Origin of the sequence: Bacillus gobiensis, assembly GCF_001278705.1 — a bacterium.
Classification (GTDB): domain Bacteria; phylum Bacillota; class Bacilli; order Bacillales; family Bacillaceae; genus Bacillus; species Bacillus gobiensis.
Map to the genome: position 1 here is coordinate 178,463 of NZ_CP012600.1, position 25,689 is coordinate 204,151.

A 25,689-nucleotide genomic window follows, 5' to 3' on the forward strand; every position below is an offset into this window, starting at 1 on the left:
AATGATGCAGATATGAGTACAGCTTACGGTTAAGGAGGAGCGAAATGACAATTTTAACCCCATCTATGCGTCTGAAAGTAAGAAGAGATACTTTTTTTCTCCCTGATCCAAAAAGCGGTGTGTATTTTCGGAACAACGTCAGTTCTTTCCGTATGGAAGGAAGCATGATTGATCAGTGGGTAGAAAAGCTGATACCTATGTTTAACGGAGAGTATACGCTGGGGGATTTAACAGACGGATTGCCGGGACTATACCGGGATCGGGTGTACGAAATAGCGGAAGTGCTGTATCGAAACGGATATGTTCGAGATGTAAGTAAAGACCGCCCTCATCAATTGACAGAAGAGGAATTAAAAAAGCATGCATCTCAAATTGAATTTTTGAACAGCTTTGGCGATTCGGGTGCGTACCGTTTTCAAGCCTATCGACAAGCAAAAGTGCTGGCAGTTGGTTCCGGTTCTTTTTTTATTTCTTTGGTTTCTGCGTTACTTGAATCCGGATTGTCTAAGTTTCATGTATTGATCACAGACTCGATACCAACTAATAGAGACCGGATAACGGAACTTACGGAACATGCACGTCAAACAGACCCCGGGGCATCCATAGAGGAAGTTACACTGCATAAGGAGAGGGAGAGTTCTTGGGCAGAAATTTTACAGCCGTTTCATTCGATTTTGTATGTATCACAGGAGGGTGATATAGAGGAGCTGCGGGGTATTCATTCGTATTGCCGAAAAGAGAAGAAGCTGTTTCTCCCCGCCGTATGTTTTCAGCAGGCAGGTATGGCAGGGCCGCTTGTCCATCCTGATTCAGAGGGTTGCTGGGAGTCTGCGTGGAGACGCCTGCACAAATCGGTGATGGCCAAAAACCAGCAGTATTCTAATACAGCGAGTGCGATGCTGGCCAATGTCATCGTCTTTGAACTATTTAAAAAGCATACCGAAGTGGAAGACTCGGAACAGAGGAATCAATTTTTCCTGCTTGATCTGGATACATTGGAAGGAAACTGGCATTCATTTTCACCTCATCCACTGGTAACTGGACATGCGGCAGCCCAATGGGTTCAAGATTTTGATCGGCGGCTCGAACAGACCTCGAGTAAAGGTGAGCCAAGCAGACTGTTTCTTTACTTTAGTCAGTTGACATCTGCCGAATCAGGGATTTTTCATATTTGGGAGGAGGGGGATATAATTCAGCTGCCGTTAGCCCAATGCCAAGTTCAGGCGGTAGACCCAATGTCGGAGGGACCAGCTGAGCTGCTGCCAAATATAGTCTGTTCAGATCTGACACATGAGAAGGCAAGGAGAGAAGCGGGTTTAGCAGGAATTGAATCGTATGTGTCGCGAATGGCCGGTTTGCTCATTCCGACTTTACCGCCACATCAGGATGTAATGGGAAGCATGGCAGGTCAACGAGAATTTATAGGTGTCGGAGCAGGAGAAACGTTTTCAGAAGGTGTTTGCCGAGGGCTGGAAAAGTGTTTGGCCGAGAAACTGAGTAAGGTGCAAGCCGGTCGGGAAACCGATGTCTTGCAGGTGCGGTTAACTGCTGTTGAAGATGAACGATGCCGCTTTTATTTGCAGGCACTGACCACGATGCAGGGTGAACCGATCATTGCTTTAGGAGAGAAAGTGTTTGGTTTTCCTGTGGTATGGGTCGGTACGAACAACAGCTGGTATGCAAATATCGGTTTGAATATAACTATGGCGTTGCAGAAATCGTTACAACAAGCGCTATTGAATGCACAAAACAAAACAGAACACACTACGTGGGAGCCGTTGGAGGTTTCACCTGTCCTTCTTGGTGAGAAGGTACCCCAAAGCCTTGTCATTCACGAAAGCGAAGAGATAACAAAAGCTGAGGTTTTACAGTCCGCCATGAAGGTCTTAAAACAGAACCAAAAGCGCCTATTAATCTTTGATCTAGCCGTTGAACCATTTATGCAAGAGGAACTAGAAGTATTTGGAGTGTTGATACGAGAGGAGGAATCCCGGTGAGTGCTATTGTGGCTGTTGTTGGAGAAGGAGTATTGGCGGATCGCGTATGTAAGGATCTTTCAAGTAAATACGAGGTAGTCCGTCAGCCCGATTTCGAGGCAGGAATACCCGAGGCGGCTAATTTGGTTCTAGTGGTGCACGATGCCTGGATTCCTTCCGTTCATCTTAAGGCGGAAGAAGTAATACGTCCAACCGGAATTCCTTGGCTTCGAAGCTTCGTTTCTTTTGGCGAAGGTGTCGTTGGACCGCTGGTGCGACAGGATAAGCAGGGGTGCTCTCAATGTGCGGACACGCGGCGCCTTATGGCAGGACGCGACCGTAAAGAGATGTGGGAGCTGCAGCAAAGGCTGGAGGAGCAAGATAGAGTTGAGCGTGACGTCTGGGGATCGCGTTTGGGACTTTTACAGTTGGCTTATTTACTCGAATCTGAAGCAGATAAGGTGTTGCAAGGGATCTCGGCCAATTTGGAGGAACAGGTATTTTTAATTAACATGAAAACACTGAAAAGTTCACGGCATTCCTTTATTCCCGACCCGTTGTGTACAGTTTGCGGCGGATTACCCGACGATTCACCGGATTTGGCTCGCATTTCTCTGCAGCCAAGTTTAAAAATCAGCACAGACAGTTATCGCTGCCGCTCGATGGATGACCTGAAAGAAGTACTTGTTAAAGACTATCTTGATCACCGAACGGGATTTTTGAATGATAAAATGTATGACCTCATCCCGCCATTTGCAGATGTCAGTGTCAATCTGCCTTTGTTTAATGGTGACGAAGGAGTAGCGGGCAGAACTCATACGTATGCTGTAAGCGAAGTGACTGCCATTTTGGAAGGTTTGGAGAGATCCTGCGGTCTAGCGGCCCGCGGCAAACGGACAGTTGTCCATGATAGTTTCAGTAACCTGAAAGATCAAGCTCTTAACCCAGTCAAAGTAGGGATCCATACAAAGGAGCAGTATGCGCAGCATGATTTTCCGTTCAAACCGTTCACTCCTAATCGTCCGATAAATTGGGTGTGGGGATATTCGTTATTGCAAGAACGTCCAATTCTAGTTCCAGAGCTGCTCGCCTATTACAGTTTGGGATGCGGACACGGTTTTGTCTATGAAACTTCCAACGGTTGTGCGCTAGGCGGAAGTTTGGAGGAGGCTATTTTCCACGGTGTCTTGGAAATTGTGGAACGTGATTCATTCCTGTTGACCTGGTACGCCCAGTTGCCGCTCCCGCGTATTGACCTTTATTCTGCAAACGATGAAGAGTTACATTTGATGGTCGACCGTGTTCGGGCGGTGGCGGGATATGATCTGTATTTGTTTAACTCGACGATGGAAAACGGAATTCCAAGCGTTTGGGTGATGGCAAAAAACAGGAAAGAAAAAGGATTGAATATTATTTGTGCCGCCGGAGCTCACTTAGACCCAGTACGTGCAGTGAAAAGTGCCATACATGAATTGGCTGGCATGATGCTTACGCTTGACGAGAAACTTGAGTCAAACCAGGAGGAGTATGTCAGCATGCTGCAAGATTCATCTCTAGTGCGGAAGATGGATGATCATGGCATGCTGTACGGATTGCCGCAAGCAGAGGAGCGGTTGCAGTTTTTGCTGGACGATAATCGTCCTGTGCGAACGTTTGAGGAGGAATTCAATTGGAAGGGGAAGCATACAGACCTGACCGCTGATCTTCAAGACGTATTTCAAAAATTTCGTCGATTGAACCTCGATGTCATTGTTGTGAATCAAACGACATCAGAAACGATACGAAACGGACTGCATTGCGTGAAAGTACTGATTCCGGGGATGCTGCCGATGACATTCGGACATCATCTTACCCGCGTAACTGGGCTGGAGAGGGTGCTTAGAGTACCATGGGAGCTTGGATATGCAAAACAACCGCTGACTATTGAAGAGCTTAATCCATATCCGCATCCGTTTCCGTAAGCAGTGACTAGGAGGCATGGAGGATGAGTCTAGAGAAATATTTACACAATCTGCATTTTGACATTGATAAGGTAAGCCCTCCGGATTGGGAAGTGGATTGGGAAGATGCACCGCTTCCGTATAAGCTATATCGAGGATTGCCTGTCGTTCCGCTCTCAATGGAAGTACCGTTGACAATCGAAGGATGTGAAGCACCTGCTACGCTCGATCTTCGCAGAATCGGTCATTTTTTTTGGTATGTATTCGGTCTCACTCAAATTAGCCAGTCAGCCTTTTCAACGGAATCCAAAGAACAAGAAGTGGACCTTATGCAGTCGTATCGCCGTTTTGCTCCCTCAGGTGGAGGATTGTATCCAAGTGAGTTGTACGTGTATGTGAAGGTGGATGAACTACCTGCAGGGGTATACCATTATGATGCAGCACACCATCGTTTGGTGATGTTGCGAGAAGGTAACTTCGATTCGTATATTGCCCGTACTCTCGGAAATCGTTGTGACGTATCCGATTGCTTTGGTACTGTTTTTGTGTCGACGATGTTTTGGAAAAATTTCTTTAAATACAATAACTTTGCTTACCGCCTGCAAGGACTGGATGCTGGGGTGCTGATCGGACAATTACTGGAAGTAGCGAAACGTTTTGGTTTTGAAACAGGGGTGTGCTTCCAATTTCTTGATAGGGCCATCAACCATCTGCTTGGGTTATCTGAAAAAGAGGAGAGCGTGTATGCAGTGATTCCGTTATCGGCGGAACCTGGAGTCTCGTTTACAAGCGAGAGTTACGTGGACGGTAGTGTCTCCTCAACCGAATTATGCCGTGAGTTGCCAGCAATTCAGCACAATCATTACGTTCGGTCACGGAAGGTCATTGAGCATCCGATGATAACCAAAGTAAATGAAGCTTCGATGCTGGAATCAACTCAATCGTTCAAGCAAATCAAGGGGATTAAGAGTGAGAATTGGGAAGTTCAAACGATAGCTTTACCAGACGTGAAGCGGTTATCATATGATCTGGCAGCTGCCTGCCGGAAGCGATTTTCACCAGACATCGATTTCGTATTAGGAAAAGTTACTCCAACACAGCTGGCCACATTGCTTCATGAGGCAACGGCTTCCTTCTCGTATCGAAATGATTTGGACTGTGCACATAATTTTGAGCCACGTGTCTCACTGTACAGCTGTTTGCATCATGTTGAAGGCATTCCGGACGGGGCTTATCATTATGATGGTCATACCCATGAATTACGTCAGGTGCATCTCGGAGATCATCGGCTACAGTTACAATCAGGAATGTCAATGTATAATGTGAATTTGTTCCAGGTTCCTCTCTGCCTGCATGTGGCTGGGGATAAGGATATCTTTATTTCAGAACTTAGTTACAGAGGATATAGAATTCAACAAATGGAAGCAGGAATGCTTGTCCAACGCTTGCTGCTAGCTTCGTCTTCCATTGGAATGGGCGGGCATCCTCTTCTTGGATTTGATGCGAACGTATGTGATGAGATTTACAAAATGGAATCACAAGGAAAAACGAGTTTAATTCAAATTCCGATCGGTTTCTATCGATCTCGCCCTTGGTTGAGGGGGAGCTTGCAAAGCTAGACTGGATTCAACAGATTGAAAAAAACTTCCTGTTAACGAACAACTTTTGTTCCAGCAATCCAATCATAAGTCGTTTTTCTCTTTTTATTCATAAGAGGGCTTATAAAGTAGATGAAAGCTGTGAGATAGACGGCAATTAAAATCATGTAAACGGCAGTATCGGATAAGGCAGTAGGCAGCGTTACCAAGAAAAATCCTGTTAGTTCAGCTGCTGCTGGGGAATTCGAGAATAATGGAGTAATAAACGGGCGAAATATGACAGAAATAGTGCCGACTACGAAAATGCCGTATAAAACGATAATGAGATAATCAAATAAGAAAGCGTAAATACGGATTTTTAAGGGAGCGTAAGTCATTCTTTGGGACTTCCTCCTTTTTTCGATTCAGTTAAATAAGAGCTGCAAAAAAGAATCCACACTTTGAGCTTAATGAGGAAAAGGTGGATTCTTACTTCGTGTAACTGTATTTTATTGTCTGTTCGGTTGTATCAACACGAGCGGTTTTTTAATCATTATATTCGACATTTCTGAAAAAGAGAACAAGGTTTGTGCCTTAAAAAAAGCGAGAAGAGAAGTGTTGTTCAATCGATGAAGGAAGATAATTGACTACATAGAATTACTATGTATATAATGAAAATCAGAACAGGATTAAGGAGAGGATATTGTGACCTTTATTCTATTAATTGGAACTGTTGGAGTGATACTTACTTTATTTTTTATAAAACCACTAACAGGAAAGGTTGGCAGTAATCATAAACTGGTGCACAAGCTAAAAGATACGAAATGGTTTCAAAATCATTGGCTGGCAGGAATGTTCCTGTTCATTGTGAATGCTGTACTCTTTTTTTCTACTGGACTTATACTATACGTATTTGTATTAACTTATTTTTTAATTCCATATGTTCATTTATTTATCATGCTTTTTGCTGCAATCGTGAGTATTTTTCTATGGATATTAATTTACAAGGCATGGCAAGGGACAAAAATAAATCGTTTAAAGATGGGGTTTATCGGGAGCAGTTTTTATATTGTTTTGACTGTCATATTCGTATATTGGTTATTGACACTGAAACCTTCTTATCCAGGCGATGATACGTTTATGGGGGCGATAGGATTACTTTTTTCCATAATCGTTACTTCAGTTGCGTTTATTACATGTTTTGTTATTACGGGGTTTTACAAGAACGAAAACAAGCAAAGGATAGATATTTAATCACGAGAGACGCTATTCCCATTATCTGAAGAAAAACTGACTATGAAATAATATTTTTAACATCACAATTCATATTGAATATACAATGAAAATCCTTACTTGAAAACAACAAAGATCACTTCACAATCCGTGAAGTGATCCATGTCCCCTAGTAATTCCTCCAAGCCTCTTCATACATCGGTATGATGATCGGATTCATCAATGTATTTGCTTCGTAGCTGAAAGGTTTTCCGTTTTTATCAATTATGTCTTTGTCGATATCTTTTCCGAACGTTGTCATCCCTTGGAGGACGTCTTTAGTTAAAAATTTGGTCTTATTAGGAAGCTTCACATTATTGATGGTATTCTTCATGTTTTCTCTTTTTGCCATGACAAATCCCCAATCACCAAAGCTCGGAACATCCAAGTGCAGGTTTTTCGTGTGCAGCCCTGCTTGTTCAATAGTGTAATCGATTGTCCAATAAACCTTCGTAGCAAATGTAGGGCTTGTGGATTGAAGCATAAGCGTACCGCCTGGTCGAAGATGATTCCGGAGCAGCTGATAAAATTCAAGTGTATACAGTTTGCTCAAGGATTCATTATTTGGATCGGGTAAATCGACAAGGATGACATCATACAATTGATCTGATTGTTCCATAAACTTAAACGCATCCTGATGGTGGACATTTACCCTCGGGTCAGAAAATGAATTTTCATTTAAACGGACGAGATCATAATCTGTTTTTGCCAGCTTGACCATGGCCGGATCGAGATCAACCAAATCAACGTTTTTCACTTCATCATATTTCCACAGCTCCCTTAATACGAGACCATCGCCACCGCCAAGAACTAAGACACGATTAGGATTTTTTACACTTCCCATAGCAGGGAGGACAAGCGTTTCGTGATAGCGGTATTCATCGGCTGAACTAAATTGAAGCTGGCCGTCGAGAAAGAGCCGCACATCACCTTCCTCTTTCGTTAGGATGATTTGCTGATATTCAGATTGCTCCTGGTGGATAATTGGGTCACGGTAGAGACGCTGCTCAAATGTAAAGGCAGTCTCATCTCCCCAAAAAACGCCGGACAATAAAGTAATAAATAAGGCAATGCCTGCTGCTGCGTGCCAGCGAAAGCGGCTGATTTCTTTTTTGAAATAAAAGAGAATCCACAATGCCACGCCTACATTGATTAGCGCGACGATAAAAGCCGATTTGACCAAGCCAAATTCGGGACGCAGCCAAAAAACAAACAACAGACCGCCAATCAACCCTCCGGCATAATCGGAGAAAAGTACTCTAGCTGTACTTTTTTTCAAGGTGACACCGATAGCGTTTGCCTTTCGAATCAATATCGGCAATTCAAGTCCAGTCAGTGCCCCAATCAATAACGTAATGAAATATAAAAAAAGGGCATCGGTTCCGTCCGGAAGAAAAGCGGTTACACCAAAAAACAAAAATGTCGATAAGCCGCCGATAAGACCAATGGCGTATTCGATCCACACAAAGGACAGAATTAAATGCTTCGAGACTCGTTCACTTATGGAAGCGCCGATGCCCATTCCTGTTAAAAAAAGCGAGATGGTGAGCGTATACTGCTTAACACCATCTCCCAAAATGTAAGAGCCTGCTGCTCCAAATAATACTTCAAAAATAATTCCGCAAATGGAGACAATCCCTGAAGCCCAATATATCGTATTGCTTTGCTTCGTGCCCAGGTCTGTCAGGTTTTTCATTTCATTCGACTCCTTACTCGGGTAGCTCTTGCTTTTTCATTTCATTCGACTCCTTACTCGGGTAGCTCTTGCTTTTTCACGATTATGTAATAGATGCGCCGATGACAAAGGCTAGGCCTACCGAAACAGCAAAGCTGATGATTCCGACTGCTATATTTCCTTGCTTTAATTGTTCTTCCACAGAAAATTTTCGAGTGAGCAATTCAAATAAGACATAAGCGATAAGCTGCAGCACAATACCAACAGCTCCCCATATCAGAGTTTCATGCAGGGCGAGGCTGTGGTAAATCGCAAACGCTAAAATGATGCAGATCCCTACAATTTTGCCGCTGATGGAAAGCGCGACGGCCTTATTTCCATTTAAGATTTCGTCCCAATCCTTATATTTCCTTGTCAGCAATTCAAAAATAGCAAGGCTTGCGACAACGATAATAATCGCAATTACAAAGTACATGATAGTCAGCAAAAACGGTTGCATATTTTAATAATCCCCTTTCTTGTTTTACTTGCCTGTGCCGGGCCCGCCTCCGCGAACCGAGGATGAACCGCCACGTACTGAAGGAGTGCCTTTTTTTCCGGCAAACCCTCCGGAAGAATTGTAGCCTCCATAGCAATGATCCGGGTTCACACGGCACGCCTGATTTCGATCTCTGCTCCAATTGTTTCCGAACAGATTGTTAATAAAAGATGCCAATAAATAACCTTGAAAAAAGCTTGGCCGGTAATTGTGACGGACAAAATCCTCATCCGCTACTTCCACCAACGTATCAGCGGAATTTTCTTTTGATTTAGTCAATGTAACAAACTGATCGTCATAGACGAGAATTTGTTTATCGTCCTTTAACTCACTCATTTCTGTCGGCTTTGAATGGTTCTGAAGCTTTTTTGCGACAGCAGAGATATCCTGATTATCCGCAAGATAGATTGTTGAAAAATTACCGCTGTTTTCCGTGGATGAAACGGTATCATAAAGCTGATAGTTATCACTGATAAAGTCTTCAATATCTTCACTGAAGGTTGAACCTGATCCGTTCCCGCATGCGGCTAAAAAAACGAGCACACCTGCAATGATAACGGACACTAACGCCCTCTTCACGATCATCACCCGCTTTCCTAAACAATACAAAAATCTGTCCCGCAAAAAAGCAGGGCAGACTTTAAGAAAGGATCTTTTCAAAATCCTTTCTTTTTGTATACCTTATTTTCCTAATTTTTTCTTGAGTGCCGCTAATTCGTCTTCGACGCCATTATCGTCTAACGCATCTAATTCATCATCCAAGCTGCGGCTGGAAGAACGCCTTTCTTCACTTGTTTCTGCTTCAGCCTCATATTGAAGGACTTTTTCCTCCATCCGTGCAAATCCGGCCTTCGATTCATTGTCGCCGTAGTTGGACATGGCCCTGTTCATTTTTGTCCGAGTTTTTGCGGATTCTGCACGTGCTTTTAATGAATCCTTTTTCAACTTCATTTCATTAAATTCACTCTTCATTTCATCCAGTTTTGAGCGAAGAGAGGCAGCATCCGTTTTGGCTCGTTCATAAGATTCGCGAAGTGTTGCCGCTGTTTCAGCATGAACTTTCTTATCTTCAAGCGCCCGGCGTGCAAGGTCTTCATTTCCAGCTTCAAGAGCTTTAACAGCCTGCTCTTCACGCTTTGAAACCATCTGTTCAGCATCTGTCACTTTCTTAAACAGCAATTTTTCATTCGTGATCTGCTTTGCTACCGCTGTTTCTGCATCACGGATATCTGCTTGCATCTCCCGCATAAACTGATCGAGCATTTTTACCGGGTCTTCTGCCTTGTCAAGCATCGCATTTAATTCAGAACCAACTACTGTTTTTACTCGTTTGAAAAATTGAAACATCTTTGATTCCTCCAATTTTAGTTAATTGCTTCCTGCAATAATTTTTATTTCATATTCTTCAATTCCATATCCAGTGCTGACTTCAATTTCGCTGCCCCAAATCTCTACGGATAGGTACTTTTCTTCCGCATCATCATAAAAATCAAAATACTGGCATTGGACTCCATCGACATTTTGGCTTCGTCCTTCCCCGCGGACAACCGCCGTTCCGGACTCATCCAAGTAATAATCTACCCCATCCACCGCAAGCTTTTTCGGAATCGGCTCTTCGAGTTTCAGCTTGGATTTTTCATATATACCAAGCTCCAGCTCATCATCAACCTCGACACTAAGCCAAATCACGCGGCTCGCACCCTGAAGCTGATAAGCATACCACTTAAAACCATGATCATTGTACGAAAGCTTCCCGACAACCTCATAGTCCTCAAGATCATAGGTCACAATATCACCTGTTCTCAGATTCATGACCGTACGTTCTTCCACAACGGGAGTTTTTTTCTCTTTATTGCCAAACAATTTTGTAAAGAAGCTCAATAGGTTTCACGTCCTTTATTTTTACCTTTACATTATATACGGACAGCAATGGAGAAAGTTTTCTTTTTTCATAAATTTTTATTCGAATTTTAGAAAGCAGGTAGTAATTAATTAAATGGTACCATGTTAAGTGGTGTTGAGGGAATTTTTTGTGGTAGAAATGTTTTGTGTTGCGAAAGTAAAAAATACCCCAAAAAAAGAGCATATCTTGCTCTTTTTTGGGGTGAAAGTAATATATTAAATATTCATTAATAATGTTTACTTAGACATGTTTCCTATTAATCCTCTCAATCACCTCATGCAGCCCCTCGGGTCGATGAAACTCAATGGGAGAAAATCCTTTTTCAAAAGAGATTCCGTCTGCTTCCACCAGCAATACGTATCGTCCGTTTATTTTTGCAAGGTGAATGTTCTCCCCAAAATCCGCAAGCAAACCTTTAATCTCTGTTTCTCCCAGCTTCATTTTTACTTCTGCTTCCGGCGTATGCTCCACAATCTGAGCCGTCGCTTCCACAACCTGAGCAGTCGTTAGTCTCTCTTGAATCTCCCGCTTAGGGCTGGCTTCCCATATTTCCATGTCTTGCTCGAATTGCTGAAGTTCTTCGCTGTTTTCTTCGAACGTTTCGTACACATGCTCCTGCACCATATCCATAACCTGCGATTTCATGATTTCCGGCATCGACTCACCGTATTCCACGTACTTTAAAAAGTCTTCAAAGTAGCGAGCATGTGACGCTTGGTGGATTTTTAGTTCTCCTTCTTCCACCATGCCTTCTTCTGGCATATACGGATATTGAATCGATTTCATATTCTTGGTTGTAATCGCCATCTCGACCTTTTTAATTAACGATGCCTCGTCTGCAATGGAAGCCACTTTCGGCTCGAAATCACATTTCATAATGAAGACAAAGGAATCATCGTAATATTTTCGCGGCACAGCGGATGCAACAAGAAAGGCACCTCCGCGGACTGCGCTTGTGTCCAAGTATGTACGAACGAATTGCTCGCTCATTTCGTTAAATTGCTCTTTCGTATCGGCAAAGCGGGTACGGTGAAATAAATTATAGTTAGGATTGGAGTCAAGTTCATGCCCCGGCTCTACGACAAAGTGTCCAATTTTGGTCGGCACCTGTTCCGATTTCGGATGGCGTTCCGACTTTCGTTTCACAATTTTCTTTAGTTCTCCATCTAAAAAATCCTTTAATTCACTTTTATCAAATTCATCGGAATCAAGCGTTTGAAAGTGTTTGAACCGTTTGTTTGCTTGTTCGTCCTTACCTTCAATGTGTATAACATAAAATGATAAAAAGCGGATCTGAAAATCCATGTCAATACTCACCTTATTTCTGATTTCAATCCATCAAGTATAAAAAAATAGTTATTATCCGTCAATTTTATTAGTTACGAAGTTTAAATGCACTGAAGCGTCCTACAATAGCACGGATCCGGGGTTTAATTGCACAAAACCAAGATCTAATTACATCGAAGTGGTCCTAAAGCGTACAATCCATAAAAAATAAATGTACTTCTCGGCACATTAATAGGTCTTTTATCCTGTTAAATAGAGAAAAGAGGAAGATAATCCTATTTAAGTAGCGTGGCTTTCTCCTTACACTAAAGATAGATGTGGGAAAAGATTCCATACGATGAATCTGTCTAATGAGGTGAAAGCAATTGTTTAGTTTGGATAGTCTTGTTCATATCCGCAGCGCCATATCGGGGGAAGTTGCAGATGTCGAGGAAAAGATAGACCGATTGAATCAGGCCAAAAAGGAAATAGAACACCAGCAAAATGATTATTTGGGAGAATGCAGAAAAATATTAAAACCCGAGTTAGCAAAATCATGGACAGGATCACGGGCGAACAAATTTAACGACTCCCGTGATGAAGCCCATCAAACGATTGAAAACATCTTAAATCATGAATATGAAAGCTATAAAGATAGGATAGATTGGGAGATTGCACAATTAAACATGCAAAAGGAAACACTGTCTTTTGCAGGCATCCTGGCGCGCGAAGCGGTAGAAATAGCGGACGCGGGACAAGATGCATGGGAAGCAGCAGGGGACAAATTTAACGATTTGAAAAGGTGGCTGTTTTAATGACAACGATACAACTTAGGCATAAAGAAGTCATTTCGAAGCTGAATGAAATTAATCAAGCGGTTGAAGGACTCTCATTAAGAAGTCCTTCCGCCAGTTCTCTTGGTGACAACAAACTAGACTTTACCGCAAAATGGCTGGAAAGAGAAAAAAACATCCATGAGTTGGTTTCTCAATATAAGGAGGCCGTATTAAAAAACCTCGAAGATACAAGAGATAATGTAAACACCTTAAAAGAACAGGATCAAGCGATCAAATAAAGTCGATATACATCAGCAGAGGTCATCGTGATCGTTCATGCAAAATACATATAGAAAGGCATTGGTCGAATGGCGAACAAAGTCTATGAAGCGAAAACACTAGTATCTGCAGCAAAAACTCGAGCCGATGAGTATCAAGAGCTTAAGCGCCAAATGAATCATGTGAAACGAAGCATGCAGTCGCTTATTAACCTCGATGGATTTCATGGAAAAGGGGCTGAGGCAATCAAAAGCTTTTATCAAGCCCAAATCGACGTGGTGAACGAGTGGGTTCACCTTATTGATAAAAATATTGCCTTTTTGAAAGGGATACCTGGTACGGAAGAGGATTTTGATCTTGCCGGCAATACCGAGGTACATGTTCCTTTTGTCGAAGAGGATGTATCTAACGGCCTCACTCGTGCGAAGGAAATGGTATCTGAGCAGCACCGGGAATTAAAAGGTACATTCCGTCAAATTGACGACCTAATTTCCCTCACACCTTTTTCAAAAGAATCCTTCCATTCCCAAATCGAGGATGCTGAAAAAAAACGATCGGAAACCGTAAAAGAACTGAATGAAATGGATCGCGCGCTGAAAGAGGAATATGAGATGCTGGAAAGCGATGAAGCGATCGTCACCACTCTTTATCAGCAATTGCTTGCCTCGACTGGAAGCGGCGGAAACGTCACTCCGATCCACTTCGATGCCAAGGCCTATCACAACAGCGAAATCTACAAGATACGGGAAGAAAATGCTGCTAGACATGAGGAGTACATAGAATTTAAACAGGAGCAAATCGAACAAAGGAGACTGGCAAAAGAACAAGAAGAGTTGGAAAACCGCTCGTGGCAGGAAAAAACATGGGATGCGACATGCACCTTTACAGGAGAGATCTCGGGATATTATGATTTTAAGAGAGCAACAGAAGGCATCGACCCTGTCACAGGCGAAAAGCTTACCACCGCAGAACGAGTCGCGGCCGGAGCGATGGCAGCTGCGGGCTTTATCCCAGTCGTCGGCTGGGCGGGCCGGGCGATTAAAGGCGGAAGTGCGATCTATAAAACTGCAAAGGGCTTAAACGCGGCAAACCATGCCTTAGACGCCTATAAGAGCACTAAAGGTATGGATATCTTACATAAGAGTGAGATGGGTATCTACGGTTTAGTCGCAGCCAACGGCTTTGGCGAAGCAGCAACAGGAAGGGACATGTTCGGCAACAAGCTTTCGGACGAAAAACGCACGCAAAGCCTGACGAATGCACTTGGGATAACGGCAGTGGGCGGATTGGCGCGATATGTGGACCATGTGCAAACAAGAAACAAATTGCCGTACAGTGAAATCTCACAGGAGTTTTCAATGAAAAATGGTAATGTTACAAGCGATGTAACTAAGGAATCTAGTGGATCCAGCAAAGGAGAATTTGGCTTTGATGTAACAAGTGAAATGAAAGGGTTTCGTCATCAGATTGATAATGAACTTAAAAAGCATGGAATAACACCAGGTGAGTTTAATGACTTGAAATTAAAATCTGTATCTGAGTTAACAGATGCAGAAGTGAAGATAATGAAAGATTTTCGAGATGCTGTTCTACCAATTAAGGAAAATACCCTTTTGCAAAAAACTATCCCTTCATCAGATATTGAGAATTATCTATCTGGAAAATATACAGAAATAGGTGGTTATATAGCAAAGGCAGAAGATGTAGGACATATTAATAATTATGGAGATGTTGTTGAATCCTTCAGACTGGATTATTCATTCCCAGATGGGACAAGACCATTTCCAGCAGATGGAGATTCGTACGGAATGATAAGGTTTAAAACTAAAGAAATTGATGAAATAGAGATCCCATACGGAGAAAGATTTAGTGGTACTAATACGGATGGTCCACCATGTACGCAAAATGGTTTTACAGGTTCGAGAAACGGAGAAATAGTTCCAGAATGGAAGTTTACTTCAGGCCAAAGATTTTCTCCAGAAGACGGAGCAGAACTTTATAAAGTATCTGCTGGGGAGGAAAAACTTTTAGGGGTTTTTGATGCCACTTTAGGAAAATTCATAAAACCATAGAAAAGGACGTTGTGAATATATGTATAAAAAAGGAATATATGCGAAATATAATGAGAAAGAATATAAAATAATTAAAAAAGATGATTCGATTACTTTAATAAGCAATGATCCTTTAGATATGAAAGCAGGATTTGAGGTTTATAAAGATGGTATTTTAACAAAAAATGTCTCCAAAGAAGAGCTAAGCAACCCTTGTAAGATAAAAACATTTGGTAGATATAAAGGTTATGATTTAATTATAAATGGAGAGTATAATGGTGAATATTTATTAGGAGCAGATAGTAAAGCTGCAAATGAATTAGACTTTCCTATGACGGATAAATATTTTTATGAAAAATGGGTACCTAAAAATGAGGTAAAACTAATAGAAGAACGTAAAGAAATAGAATTGTAAAATTTTAAAGGGATTATTTCAACTTTGAATTTCAATATAAACTGGAATAAGAAGAAAGTGCTAATAACGTCCATGGTTAGAAATTCAAATAACAAGCTCATATTTTTCAAGTAATATCGCAGCGTCTTTTCTGATCAATGTTCTTTTAGTTGGTTGATAAGTGATGGCACAGTCGCAAAAACACTCTATGTTACGAAGAGAAACATAGGGTGTTTTTCATTTATGTGATATAAACCTGGCTTGATTCTATTCCAATCGATAATGCCGAAAAAAAACGATCGGAAACCGTAAAAGAAGTGAATGAAATGGTTCGCGCAATGAAAGAGGAATATGAAATGCTGGAAAGCGATGAAGGGATGGTTTACCACTCTTTATTATTAATTGCTGGCTAAGGTTTCTTTACTCGAAACAGAAAAATGGATTTGAACGGACTGATAAATATTATTATGAGAAAAAAGTAAAAAAGAAGATATTGAAATTATAGAAGAGGAAAAAGATATTCATTTATAAGAAGGCTGAGACTTGTCATATCATGGGCCAATTAAATAGTAGTTCGATTCAGTTTAACCCCTATTAACGGGCAGTAAGACCTCACCTCAAAGTTCCGAGAGTCGTTGAAAATAGGAGGGGGTTTAACTATCCATAAAAGCAACTACAAAATGAAGTAAGTTGAAAAGCATTAAATTACGATTACTAGTCCAATATTTAATGTTTTTCATTTTTTTTACTAACTTTCTAGCATAAGGGATCTAGTAAGGCTGTTATTATATGAAATTAAGAATGAAGGCGAAAAATTAATTGCAATTTATAATGAAGAGGATAAGAAGTTTATTAGTTTAATGAAATAGGAGGGGATAAAGATGAGAAGCGGGAAGAGAGCAGTATATAAAGGGGTAGAATATGAATATATTACAAAAAACGACAAAATCTATAAGTTATTCGTAAAAGACTCATCACTTGCACCAGATGACTTCGAATTAAATGAAAAAGGTAATTATCAAAAATTTGTTACACGAGATGAAATTGACGTTTTGTATTATATTGATCAGTTTGCAAAATATAAAGGGCATAAATTCCCAATATGGGAAACTAACGGAGTTCAATTATTATTAGGAGAAGGGAGCTATAAAATTACGAAAGAAGTAGGGTTTCCCCCATCAGGGTTACCTTGGGAGCGAGGATTATATAAGAAGTGGATTCCAAAAAGTGATATTGAAGAAATATTGGAAGAAAAAACCCCTCTTTAGGTGCTGAATTGTATCAAGTGTCAGATGGTAAAACAGTAATCAATAATATAAAGTAACCTAGCAAACTTTAATTTGCTAGGTTTACTAGGTGGGATGGGCTGCCCTTAAAAACCTGATTGGTTTATCGAACAATCAGTTGGGGATGTAAACACCCCAACTGATTGAAGCTTCATTTTATTTTATTATCACTGTCGTATTCGCCGGAATGACTAAAGTTGACTTCACTTTTTTCGCGCCTTTTTCACTTGAAAAAATCAGCTTTCCTTTTTGTGGAACCGTTATGGTGACTGGTTTATTTGATAGATTATGATAGATTTGAAGCGACTCCTTTTCATAAGAGCGGCTATAGGCAATGACTTGTGAGTTCTCAACTTGTATGGATGCTAAATCGCCTTTTATTAGCTCTTCATGCAGCTGGCGAATTCGGATCATTTTACGATAATGGTTTAACAGAGAATTTTTTTCTTTATCTTGTGCTTCAACTGAGATTCCGTTATTACCGGTGTTATAAACCGGTGTTTCCCAGCTGGATTGACCCTCTCCATCACCTTCATACCAACGGAAGGGTTCGCGAATAAGCTCGTCTGGTTTTTTGCCTGTCATGCCGATTTCTTCTCCATAATAAATGAATGGATTACCAGGGAGAGTCAAAAGAATAGAAGCTGCCGTCTTTGCTTTATTTATGTTTCCATTTAATTCGCTCATGACACGATTTTGATCATGATTCGTTAAAAATATGCCATCAATTTTATTGGGATTATAGGATTCAAATAATTCATCTGTAGCAGAGGCTGCGTCAGCTACACCTTGATCTGCCCCGTTTTTCACTGAATCAATGATTTTGCCGGCTAAATCAAAATTAAAGAGAGAATCTAGAGATTGATAATATGGCGCAACCACTTCAGGTTGTTCCCAGACTTCACCGACTAAATATGTCTGTGGATTTGTCTCTCTCATTGCGTCACGAAATTCGTTCCACCATTCAATATTTTTCTTTGCGCCCTCTGGCGTTTCCCCTTCAAATACGTGAAGAGCTGCATCTAACCGGAAACCATCAGCGCCTTGTTTTAGCCAGAACTTCCCAACATCTATAATCTCTTCACGCACTTCTGGATTATCAAAGTTTAGATCAGGCATCACAGACGAGAACGTTCCATAATAGTACCCTTCACCGTATGGATTTTTATGCCACACTTGTTGTCCCCATGGACCTTTCTCATTTAGGTCTGTTTCATCATCTGCCCAAATATAAAAGTCACGGTATTTGCTGTTTTTATCTGTACCGGCTTTCTTAAACCAAGGATGTTCACTGCTCGTATGATTAACGACGAGATCGATGATGACTTTCGTACCACGCTTATGAGCTTCTTTTGTCAGTTTTTTAAAATCTCTTAAATTTCCATACTCGGGGGCAACACTATAGTAATCGGTTACGTCATATTTATGATAGCTTGGTGAAGGATGAATGGGCATTAGCCACATTCCATTTACTTGTAAGTCTTTTTTGTTATGTGGATTTCCATCGTTTATGTAATCCAGCTTCTTTGTAATCCCTTTCAAATCCCCGTGTCCATCATTGTTAGAATCGTAAAAAGAGTTGACATAGATTTCATAAAAAACTCCATTTTTACTGTTATTATCGCCCCCATTGCTAGATACTGTTTCCGCGCTTACTCCACTTGATAAACTTACAGCCAGCGTAAATGACAGTGACAATGTAATTGCAGCAGACCGCTTTTTCTTTTTCATACCCACATCTCCCATCTCCCATTTGTTGAATGTAAACGTTTACTCGATTACAAACAAAAATGTATCACCTGATGGAGAATATTTCAATGTTTTCTAGGATTTTGATTACTATTGCCTAGATGAGAGCATGACTATAAACTGGATGAATTGGATGCAGTATGAGTCTTATGCCTTATATCCATTAAACCTAGTGCTTTGTTCTCCTTCAATCTCTCTGTTCTCTCCAGTTTGAAAATCAAAACTTTAGGGGAAAGTAACCTTAAGTATTTCGTTTAAGATCGGGCAGTGAAGAACTGCTAAAAAAGAGAACAATCCACAACTAAACAAGTAAGACTACCGTTCATCTTGTGGTATAAAACCATCGCATAGATGGGAATCTATTCTGGAATAAAGACGCTTACGAAACGTAAAGAAAAAGGAGATCGAGTACGTATGAAAATGACGGAAAATGTCCCCTCTGATAAAACGCTCGATAACAGTCTTGCTTTGCTATTGGAAGGATATCAGTTTATCCAAAACAGATGCCGCCGCTATGAATCAGACATCTTTCAAACTCGTTTGTTGGGGGAGAAGGTGATATGTATGAGCGGAGAGGAAGCGGCAAAAGTGTTTTATGATACGGAGCGGTTTCAACGAAAGGGTGCAGCGCCGAAAAGAGTTCAAAAAACGTTGTTTGGAGAAAATGCCGTTCAGGCTATGGATGGTGAAGCTCATAAGAAGCGTAAGCTCCTCTTTATGTCGCTGATGACACCTGAACGCCAAAAATCTCTGACGGATCTGATGATCGAAGAGTGGAAAAAGAGTGCAGTCAGGTGGGAAAGCAAGGACAAAGTGGTTCTCTTTGATGAAACACAGGAGATGTTGTGCCGGGCAGTCTGTCAATGGACAGGGGTTCCCTTAAAGGAAGAAGAGGTTGCGCAAAGAGCCAGTGATTTTGGGGAGATGGTCGATGCGTTTGGAGCGGCAGGACCGAGACACTGGCGCGGGAGACAGGCCAGGGCACGGGCGGAGAAGTGGATCAGGGAAGTGATTGATAATGTCCGGTCCGGAACTTTAGATGCGCCTGAGCATACAGCGGTGTATAAAATGGCATTTCATCAAAATCTGGACGGGAAACCGATGGATACGCAAATGGCAGCGATAGAGCTGATCAATGTATTAAGGCCTATTGTTGCAATTGCTACCTACATTACCTTTTCAGCGTTGGCGTTGCATGACAATCCTGAGTATCGGAAGAAGCTGCAGTCTGATGACGAGAATATGAATCAATGGTTTGTTCAGGAAGTTCGCCGGTTTTATCCCTTCGGCCCTTTTTTAGGAGCGCGGGTGCGCCAGGACTTCACTTGGAAACAATGCCTTTTCCATAAAGGACAACTGGTGCTGCTTGATATTTATGGGACAAACCATGATCCGCGACTGTGGGACGAGCCGGATAAATTCCGCCCGGAGCGTTTCAAGGATTGGCAGGGAAGTCCATTTGATTTCATTCCCCAGGGCGGCGGTGATCATGAGAAGGGCCACCGGTGTGCGGGCGAATGGGTGACAATTGAAATCATGAAGGCAAGTGTAGACTTTCTTGCGAAGCAGCTCGACTATACTGTACCATCTCAGGATCTGAGCTTCAGTCTGGTGAGAATGCCTACTCTTCCAAAAAACAGGTTTGTGATGAGTAATGTTAGGCAAAGAAGTGATTCAACTCTCAATCAAAAAGGACATTGACAGATTCTTGAAAAAAGCATAAACTAAAAAATGTCTAACCCCTTCCAATAAAGGAGATTATTTTATGAGTGTGGTTGTTCTTAACTAATCCGTAATTCAATACGGTCTTGAAAAGGTGAAAAACTGTGTAAAGCACAGGTTTCTTTCGTGCACCCTTTTTCGAGAATTGTTAAGAACAAGCATCATAGCAAAGAAGAATGGTTAAATCCAAGCTATGGCATGTATTGTCGTGGCTTTTTTTGTGCATAAAATGTTTTTTTGTGCAGAAAATTATTTCTTCTGGCCGTCATGAGCGTTTGTTCATGGCGGCTTTTTTTGATTGGAAAAAATGAAGGAGGATCAAAAAAATGAACCAGCAAACAATTGATGTATTAGGATTTCACGAAGTGTTACAGGAGGTGGCAGGCTTCGCAAGGACGTCTCGCGCCAAGGACACGATAAAAAATTTAACGCCGATCATGAATAAACGGGCGATCGAACGGATGTTGGAAGAAGTACAGGAGGCTGTACAGATTTTGAACATTAGTTCTAGTGTCCCAATTCATGCGTTGGATGAGATGGATCAATACATTCAGCAAGCGAAGAAAGGGTTATATTTGCGGGCAGTCCAATTTTCACGTATTTTATCCTTTCTCGACCATTGTCGAAAGCTGAAGAATTTTATGAAGGATAAAAACGCGGCGGCACCGACGGTTAGTTTGTATGCGGAATCGATTGACAATTTAAACAATCTGGAGGATGAATTAAATCGCTGTATGAGGCATGGGCAGCTTGATGATCATGCTTCCAGTCATTTGGCTTCTGTTCGGAGGCAGCTGTCAATACAGCTTGCGAAATTAAAGGATAAGGCTGAAGGAATGGCCAAGTCGAAAAAATACGCAAATTATTTGCAGGATACCATGGTAGCAGAAAGAAATGGGAGGTTTGTCCTTCTGATTAAGAAAGAATACCGGAATAAAATCAATGGAACTGTTGTTGATGCTTCTGCATCGGGCGCCACTCTGTTTATTGAGCCAAATGAGCTTTCGGATATGAGAGAGGAGATTGATTTGCTCAGGCTTTCTGAAGAGCGGGAGATGGAACGGATTTTATATGTCCTTACAGAGAACTTCCTCTCCCGTGAGCAGACGATTCAAATTGCGGCTGACACAATGCATCATTATGACGTATTGTTTGCAAAAGCAAAGTACAGCCAGCTCCTCAGGGGGACATCACCGTCAGTAAATGAAGACTATCTCATTGACTTAAAACGGGCAAGGCACCCGATGCTAAAGGAAAAGGCTGTCCCGCTTTCGCTTTGTTTCGGACAGGAAAACCGCGCTCTCGTGATAACAGGTCCAAACACCGGCGGGAAAACAGTCACTTTAAAAACAGTTGGTTTATTAACGATGATGGCTCAGTCCGGTCTCCATATCCCGGCTGATGAGGGGAGTACTCTCCACATTTATCAGCAAATTTTCGTGGATATCGGCGACGGACAAAGCATAGCAGAAAACCTGAGCACTTTTAGTTCAAGGCTCGTAAATATCATTGAGATTTTGCAAGAAACGAATGACCATTCGCTTGTGTTGCTTGATGAGCTCGGTTCTGGCACGGATCCGGGTGAAGGCATGGGTTTAGCAATTGTGATTTTGGAACAGCTTTTTGAAAAGGGGGCGACACTGTTTGCAACGACGCATTACAGTGAGATGAAGGAGTTTGCAGATCGAAAAGAGGGGTTTTTGAACGGATCAATGGAATTTGATCTGGAAACCCTTCAGCCAACCTATCGTCTGTTGCTTGGAGAAAGCGGAAAGAGCCAGGCGTTTGCTATTGCCTTAAAGCTGGGCATGCATCCAAGTATGATTGAAAAGGCTTATGAAATTACGTACAAAAAAGAGCATCCGTTCACAAGCAAATTTGATGAGAATGAACTGAAGGAGCCGCGCTATTCCAAACAGATTGCTACCAACAAATACGCGAGAAGAGCGCAAACACCAAAGTACGCAAAGGCTAGCGAGGAAAAGGTTACAGAGTTTGAGCAAGGAGATAATGTAACGATAACAGCAACAAATGAAACAGGCATCGTCTATCAAGGGCCGGACCAGAAAGGAAACTACATTGTGCAAGTGAAGGAGGAAAAGCAAACGATCAATCACAAACGCTTGAAATTGTATATTGCTGCGAAAGAGTTGTACCCTGAAGATTATGACTTTGATATCATCTTCAAATCAAAGGACTACCGGAAGGCGAAACATCAGCTTGATAGAAAGCATGTTGAGGGATTGACAATGGAAGAGGAGTAAAGTGAAAAATCCGTGCTCGTATCAGTACGGATTTTTCATTTGAATTACAGTCCTTTTTCCCTAACCATCTCTGCAAATGCATTGAATGCTTTACTTGAAAAACGGTCTTTTCGACGAACCATGCAAGTATTCGTAAACCTGAATTTTTCCGGTATCGTATAAGTACCCAGGGACTCATAATTTCCGGATAATACAGATTTCGGAAGCAGCGTAGCAGCCAGCCCTGATTGCACGCAGCTTAAAATTGTTTCTAATGAGCTGATTTCTATCAAATTCTTTAAAGGAATTTTTTCACTCTCAAGCCATTCCTCCAACACTCTTCGAAACGGATCACCTTCAGGAAAAACAGCCCATTTCGTATCGTTGAGGTCTGGATAAGCACCAGGTGATTTTGTCAGTAACACAATCTCATCTTTGCGCTTGTATTCATAAATCAACTGAGGAGAATTGCTGGGATCTGTAACAAAGGCTCCGTCCAGTTGATGGTTAAACACTTTTGCCAATAATTCTTGTGAAGTACGGGTCAAGATAGAGAGGGAGACGTCAGGATGAAGGGTTTGGAATTCGGAAAGTGTATTCATGAAATTACCGCAAGTTACTGTTTCTACAACACCAATTGTTAGAGGTCCGCTCGGATAAGGAGTATCACGTACAGCTTTAAGGGCTTCTTCAGATGAATGCAAAATAGTACGAGAATATTTTAAAAATACTGCTCCCTTTTCTGTCAAAGTGACCCCTTTTGGAAGCCTGTAAAAAAGCGCTACTCCCAATTCTTCCTCAAGTTTCCGCAAACGGGCTGTCAGGTTGGATTGGACATAGCCCAATTTTTCAGCTGCCCGGGATATGCTGCCTTCCTCTGCGATTTTTGCGAAGATTTTGAAATCTGTTAGTTCCATGAACATCCTTCACCTCTTTTGCTATCAAGTAAAATGATGCCTATTTCATTATCTATCATTATACTTTATGGAAAAATTTAATTACACTGATAAGACAGTAAAAGCTTGAAGGGGGAACTACATCCAATGAATAAAGAATGGTGGTTCTTGTTAATTGCAGGAGTATTCGAGGTTGTTTGGGTTGCGGGTTTGAAATATTCAACCACATGGTGGCAGTGGGCCGTAACAGCTGTAATCATCTTAATCAGCTTCAAAGTGCTGCTCCGCGCTGCTGAAAAGCTGCCGGTTGGTACGATGTATGCTGTTTTTACTGGTGTTGGCACAGCGGGTACAGTGATTACAGAAATATTTCTTTTCAACGAACCAGTTCATCCTCTTAAAATTCTGTTTATTGCATTGCTAACAACTGGGATTATTGGCTTAAAGTTCATAACTAGCGAAGAAAAGGAGGGTGCTTCCTAATGGCTTGGATTGCTCTTTTTTCTGCAGGTTTCTGTGAGGTGTTCGGTGTTTTTGCCATTAAACGTGTAACCGTGTATCAAAACTGGACATCTTATTTGTTTCTCGTACTTGCATACGGCTCAAGTTTTTCACTATTATCGTTGGCAATGACCGGTATTTCAATGGGGACGGCCTACGCTGTTTGGACGGGAATCGGTACAGCCGGGAGTATGCTGCTCGGAATGATTGCCTTTGGTGAGAGAAAGGAATGGAAGCGTATTTTTTTCATAAGCCTGATCCTCGTTTCTGCTGTCGGCCTTCGTTTGATTTCTTAAAAGGTAATACACATCAGCCTATATATTGAAATATAATGAAAAGAACTGCTCTACAAACGAAAGGAGGGTTCTTAATGAGACGTGATCCGCAATTTTTTCGCCAGCCTTCTTTGTCACCGGTAAAGCCAGCTGGAAATACGCTTCTAGTAATAGGAGAAGGCACAATTTCAGCAGCACCCGATCAAGCAAAAATCATCCTGGGGGCAACAACCGAAAATAAGAGTGTCAGTGAAGCGCAGCAGGAAAATGCCGCTGTGATTAACAGAATTATTTCTGCAATAGCCAATTTAGGGGTTCCTGAGTCAGCGATTCAAACGGTTACGTACCGGGTGGAGCCTCAATACGATTATGTGGAAGGAAGGCAGGTTTTCCGTAATTATCTTGTCACTCACCTTCTGCAAATCACCCTTGATCAAGTTGAGTTAACTGGAAGGATAGTCGATGCGGCAGTTGCCAGCGGAGCAAACTCAATTTCGTCTATCCAATTTACGTTAAAAGATGAGTCTGCTGGAAAAAATCGTGCATTAGCTCTGGCGGTCAAGAATGCCCAAGAAAAAGCAAGAGCCATCACCAACTCTTTATCTGTCAATTTAAATGAAACGCCGTTTAAGATAAAGGAGCTCTTTCCAGATGGTGTACCGAGACCGCGCGTATACGCGATGGAAAGCAGTACAACACCGATTCAAACAGGAACCTTGTCAATATCAGCGGTAGTCGAAGCGGAATTTTCGTACGTTTAGTGCTACTATGAGCTTTAAGGGGAGGAGCCGCGATGTTTCCTGAATTAGAAACAGAAAGACTTGAATTAAGAGAGATAACAGAAAAAGATACGGAAGATATCTTTGCTTGTTTTTCGAATCAGCTTGTTACTCGCTATTACGGACAAGAACCATTAACGAGGTTAGAACAGGCGAGAGAGTTTGTGGAATTTTTTTCGAAAATCTATGCTGAAAAACGGGGGATTCGCTGGGGGATTAAACGCAAAGGGACTAATCATTTAATTGGTACGATCGGATTCAACCTATGGCTGCCAAAGCATCACCGAGCCGAGATCGGTTATGAAATTCACCCGGATTATTGGCGAAATGGCTATGCAAGAGAAGCAATTGCAAAATTGATTTCTTTTGGATTTGAACAGCTTGATTTAACGCGTATTGGAGCCGTTGTTTTTCTCGAAAATGATGCATCGAATCAATTGCTGTTAAATTTAGGTTTCGAAAAAGAAGGTATTTTAAGAGCATATATGTATCAAAATGGAGTCCCGAATGATGTAAATGTTTACTCGATCGTAAAAACAGATTTATAAATATCATCGAGCCTGTTTTGAGAAAGTGATTGTTTAAAACAGG

Annotated in this window: 24 protein-coding genes; 15 read left to right on the forward strand and 9 right to left on the reverse strand. The window is 41.6% G+C overall.

Annotation, left to right across the window (positions count from 1 at the left end; genetic code table 11):
• The first annotated feature begins 44 nt into the window (after positions 1-44).
• The 3 genes from AM592_RS00795 to AM592_RS00805 are packed head-to-tail and all read left to right on the forward strand — an operon-like array spanning position 45 to position 5,535.
• Complete coding sequence (locus tag AM592_RS00795) at positions 45-1,997, forward strand: putative thiazole-containing bacteriocin maturation protein (RefSeq protein ID WP_053602023.1); 1,953 nt, start codon at positions 45-47, stop codon at positions 1,995-1,997.
• Positions 1,994-3,937 carry a TOMM precursor leader peptide-binding protein gene (locus AM592_RS00800; protein ID WP_053602024.1) on the forward strand — a complete coding sequence of 648 codons (1,944 nt, stop codon included), beginning with the start codon at positions 1,994-1,996 and terminating at the stop codon, positions 3,935-3,937. Before AM592_RS00795 ends, AM592_RS00800 begins: the two co-directional genes overlap by 4 nt.
• Before the next feature lie 23 nt (positions 3,938-3,960).
• Positions 3,961-5,535 (forward strand): SagB family peptide dehydrogenase, encoded by a 1,575-nt coding sequence (locus tag AM592_RS00805; RefSeq protein WP_053602025.1) that lies wholly within the window; start codon positions 3,961-3,963, stop codon positions 5,533-5,535.
• Between the two features lie 32 nt (positions 5,536-5,567).
• Here AM592_RS00805 and AM592_RS00810 read toward each other — a convergent pair whose 3' ends face one another.
• A complete protein-coding gene (locus AM592_RS00810; RefSeq protein ID WP_053602026.1) occupies positions 5,568-5,891 on the reverse strand; it encodes an RDD family protein in 324 nt (107 codons plus the stop codon).
• Positions 5,892-6,198: 307 nt separating this feature from the next.
• On the opposite strand from AM592_RS00810, the gene AM592_RS00815 reads away from it, so the two are divergent.
• Entirely contained in the window at positions 6,199-6,747 is a 549-nt protein-coding gene (locus tag AM592_RS00815; RefSeq protein ID WP_053602027.1) for a cation-translocating P-type ATPase, read from the forward strand.
• A gap of 148 nt (positions 6,748-6,895) precedes the next feature.
• Here AM592_RS00815 and AM592_RS00820 read toward each other — a convergent pair whose 3' ends face one another.
• From AM592_RS00820 to AM592_RS00845, 6 genes are all read right to left on the reverse strand, one after another.
• Positions 6,896-8,461, reverse strand: coding sequence for a polyamine aminopropyltransferase (locus AM592_RS00820; protein WP_053602028.1), 1,566 nt, complete (start codon positions 8,459-8,461; stop codon positions 6,896-6,898).
• A gap of 82 nt (positions 8,462-8,543) precedes the next feature.
• Positions 8,544-8,939 (reverse strand): DUF350 domain-containing protein, encoded by a 396-nt coding sequence (locus AM592_RS00825; protein WP_053602029.1) that lies wholly within the window; start codon positions 8,937-8,939, stop codon positions 8,544-8,546.
• Between the two features lie 24 nt (positions 8,940-8,963).
• Positions 8,964-9,557: a DUF4247 domain-containing protein gene (locus AM592_RS00830; protein ID WP_225970312.1), complete on the reverse strand. Its 594-nt coding sequence runs from the start codon at positions 9,555-9,557 to the stop codon at positions 8,964-8,966.
• A gap of 102 nt (positions 9,558-9,659) precedes the next feature.
• On the reverse strand, positions 9,660-10,325 hold the full coding sequence (locus tag AM592_RS00835) for a PspA/IM30 family protein (RefSeq protein WP_053602030.1): 666 nt from the start codon (positions 10,323-10,325) through the stop codon (positions 9,660-9,662).
• A gap of 21 nt (positions 10,326-10,346) precedes the next feature.
• Entirely contained in the window at positions 10,347-10,859 is a 513-nt protein-coding gene (locus tag AM592_RS00840; protein WP_053602031.1) for a DUF4178 domain-containing protein, read from the reverse strand.
• Positions 10,860-11,121: 262 nt separating this feature from the next.
• Complete coding sequence (locus AM592_RS00845; RefSeq protein WP_053602032.1) at positions 11,122-12,186, reverse strand: DUF3900 domain-containing protein; 1,065 nt, start codon at positions 12,184-12,186, stop codon at positions 11,122-11,124.
• Positions 12,187-12,533: 347 nt separating this feature from the next.
• On the opposite strand from AM592_RS00845, the gene AM592_RS00850 reads away from it, so the two are divergent.
• The 5 genes from AM592_RS00850 (at position 12,534) to AM592_RS00870 (ending at position 16,915) form a co-directional block, all read left to right on the forward strand.
• A complete protein-coding gene (locus AM592_RS00850) occupies positions 12,534-12,962 on the forward strand; it encodes a YwqH-like family protein (protein WP_053602033.1) in 429 nt (142 codons plus the stop codon).
• Positions 12,962-13,222 carry a YwqI/YxiC family protein gene (locus tag AM592_RS00855; protein WP_053602034.1) on the forward strand — a complete coding sequence of 87 codons (261 nt, stop codon included), beginning with the start codon at positions 12,962-12,964 and terminating at the stop codon, positions 13,220-13,222. Before AM592_RS00850 ends, AM592_RS00855 begins: the two co-directional genes overlap by 1 nt.
• Positions 13,223-13,291: 69 nt before the next feature.
• A complete protein-coding gene (locus tag AM592_RS00860; protein ID WP_053602035.1) occupies positions 13,292-15,274 on the forward strand; it encodes a ribonuclease YeeF family protein in 1,983 nt (660 codons plus the stop codon).
• A gap of 19 nt (positions 15,275-15,293) precedes the next feature.
• Positions 15,294-15,668, forward strand: coding sequence for a hypothetical protein (locus AM592_RS00865; RefSeq protein WP_053602036.1), 375 nt, complete (start codon positions 15,294-15,296; stop codon positions 15,666-15,668).
• An 860-nt stretch (positions 15,669-16,528) separates the two neighbouring features.
• Positions 16,529-16,915, forward strand: coding sequence for a hypothetical protein (locus tag AM592_RS00870; RefSeq protein ID WP_053602037.1), 387 nt, complete (start codon positions 16,529-16,531; stop codon positions 16,913-16,915).
• A gap of 174 nt (positions 16,916-17,089) precedes the next feature.
• On the opposite strand, the gene AM592_RS00875 is transcribed toward AM592_RS00870, so the two are convergent.
• The gene (locus AM592_RS00875; RefSeq protein WP_053602038.1) at positions 17,090-18,664 is read right to left on the reverse strand and encodes an alpha-amylase family glycosyl hydrolase; all 1,575 of its coding nucleotides are present in this window, start codon (positions 18,662-18,664) and stop codon (positions 17,090-17,092) included.
• A 438-nt stretch (positions 18,665-19,102) separates the two neighbouring features.
• On the opposite strand from AM592_RS00875, the gene AM592_RS00880 reads away from it, so the two are divergent.
• Together AM592_RS00880 and AM592_RS00885 are read left to right on the forward strand one after the other, a co-directional pair.
• The gene (locus tag AM592_RS00880) at positions 19,103-20,383 is read left to right on the forward strand and encodes a CYP152 family fatty-acid peroxygenase CypC (RefSeq protein WP_053605933.1); all 1,281 of its coding nucleotides are present in this window, start codon (positions 19,103-19,105) and stop codon (positions 20,381-20,383) included.
• 347 nt (positions 20,384-20,730) lie between these two features.
• A complete protein-coding gene (locus AM592_RS00885) occupies positions 20,731-22,668 on the forward strand; it encodes an endonuclease MutS2 (RefSeq protein ID WP_053602039.1) in 1,938 nt (645 codons plus the stop codon).
• A gap of 44 nt (positions 22,669-22,712) precedes the next feature.
• Here AM592_RS00885 and AM592_RS00890 read toward each other — a convergent pair whose 3' ends face one another.
• Positions 22,713-23,564, reverse strand: coding sequence for a LysR family transcriptional regulator (locus AM592_RS00890; protein WP_053605934.1), 852 nt, complete (start codon positions 23,562-23,564; stop codon positions 22,713-22,715).
• A gap of 126 nt (positions 23,565-23,690) precedes the next feature.
• On the opposite strand from AM592_RS00890, the gene AM592_RS00895 reads away from it, so the two are divergent.
• The 4 genes from AM592_RS00895 (at position 23,691) to AM592_RS00910 (ending at position 25,646) form a co-directional block, all read left to right on the forward strand.
• A complete protein-coding gene (locus AM592_RS00895; RefSeq protein ID WP_053602040.1) occupies positions 23,691-24,026 on the forward strand; it encodes a DMT family transporter in 336 nt (111 codons plus the stop codon).
• The gene (locus AM592_RS00900; RefSeq protein ID WP_053602041.1) at positions 24,026-24,340 is read left to right on the forward strand and encodes a DMT family transporter; all 315 of its coding nucleotides are present in this window, start codon (positions 24,026-24,028) and stop codon (positions 24,338-24,340) included. Before AM592_RS00895 ends, AM592_RS00900 begins: the two co-directional genes overlap by 1 nt.
• 74 nt (positions 24,341-24,414) lie before the next feature.
• Positions 24,415-25,080 carry an SIMPL domain-containing protein gene (locus AM592_RS00905; protein ID WP_053602042.1) on the forward strand — a complete coding sequence of 222 codons (666 nt, stop codon included), beginning with the start codon at positions 24,415-24,417 and terminating at the stop codon, positions 25,078-25,080.
• Between the two features lie 32 nt (positions 25,081-25,112).
• The gene (locus AM592_RS00910) at positions 25,113-25,646 is read left to right on the forward strand and encodes a GNAT family N-acetyltransferase (RefSeq protein WP_053602043.1); all 534 of its coding nucleotides are present in this window, start codon (positions 25,113-25,115) and stop codon (positions 25,644-25,646) included.
• Positions 25,647-25,689: the final 43 nt, after the last annotated feature.

Excerpts from the sequence above, each read along its gene's own strand:
- AM592_RS00795 (WP_053602023.1), top strand. The coding sequence starts at position 45 with ATGACAATTTTAACCCCATCTATGCGTCTGAAAGTAAGAAGAGATACT.
- AM592_RS00805 (WP_053602025.1), top strand. The coding sequence starts at position 3,961 with ATGAGTCTAGAGAAATATTTACACAATCTGCATTTTGACATTGATAAG.
- AM592_RS00810 (WP_053602026.1), bottom strand. The coding sequence starts at position 5,891 with ATGACTTACGCTCCCTTAAAAATCCGTATTTACGCTTTCTTATTTGAT.
- AM592_RS00820 (WP_053602028.1), bottom strand. The coding sequence starts at position 8,461 with ATGAAAAACCTGACAGACCTGGGCACGAAGCAAAGCAATACGATATAT.
- AM592_RS00825 (WP_053602029.1), bottom strand. The coding sequence starts at position 8,939 with ATGCAACCGTTTTTGCTGACTATCATGTACTTTGTAATTGCGATTATT.
- AM592_RS00835 (WP_053602030.1), bottom strand. The coding sequence starts at position 10,325 with ATGTTTCAATTTTTCAAACGAGTAAAAACAGTAGTTGGTTCTGAATTA.
- AM592_RS00845 (WP_053602032.1), bottom strand. The coding sequence starts at position 12,186 with ATGGATTTTCAGATCCGCTTTTTATCATTTTATGTTATACACATTGAA.
- AM592_RS00855 (WP_053602034.1), top strand. The coding sequence starts at position 12,962 with ATGACAACGATACAACTTAGGCATAAAGAAGTCATTTCGAAGCTGAAT.
- AM592_RS00860 (WP_053602035.1), top strand. The coding sequence starts at position 13,292 with ATGGCGAACAAAGTCTATGAAGCGAAAACACTAGTATCTGCAGCAAAA.
- AM592_RS00865 (WP_053602036.1), top strand. The coding sequence starts at position 15,294 with ATGTATAAAAAAGGAATATATGCGAAATATAATGAGAAAGAATATAAA.
- AM592_RS00870 (WP_053602037.1), top strand. The coding sequence starts at position 16,529 with ATGAGAAGCGGGAAGAGAGCAGTATATAAAGGGGTAGAATATGAATAT.
- AM592_RS00875 (WP_053602038.1), bottom strand. The coding sequence starts at position 18,664 with ATGAAAAAGAAAAAGCGGTCTGCTGCAATTACATTGTCACTGTCATTT.
- AM592_RS00880 (WP_053605933.1), top strand. The coding sequence starts at position 19,103 with ATGACGGAAAATGTCCCCTCTGATAAAACGCTCGATAACAGTCTTGCT.
- AM592_RS00885 (WP_053602039.1), top strand. The coding sequence starts at position 20,731 with ATGAACCAGCAAACAATTGATGTATTAGGATTTCACGAAGTGTTACAG.
- AM592_RS00890 (WP_053605934.1), bottom strand. The coding sequence starts at position 23,564 with ATGGAACTAACAGATTTCAAAATCTTCGCAAAAATCGCAGAGGAAGGC.
- AM592_RS00895 (WP_053602040.1), top strand. The coding sequence starts at position 23,691 with ATGAATAAAGAATGGTGGTTCTTGTTAATTGCAGGAGTATTCGAGGTT.
- AM592_RS00900 (WP_053602041.1), top strand. The coding sequence starts at position 24,026 with ATGGCTTGGATTGCTCTTTTTTCTGCAGGTTTCTGTGAGGTGTTCGGT.
- AM592_RS00905 (WP_053602042.1), top strand. The coding sequence starts at position 24,415 with ATGAGACGTGATCCGCAATTTTTTCGCCAGCCTTCTTTGTCACCGGTA.
- AM592_RS00910 (WP_053602043.1), top strand. The coding sequence starts at position 25,113 with ATGTTTCCTGAATTAGAAACAGAAAGACTTGAATTAAGAGAGATAACA.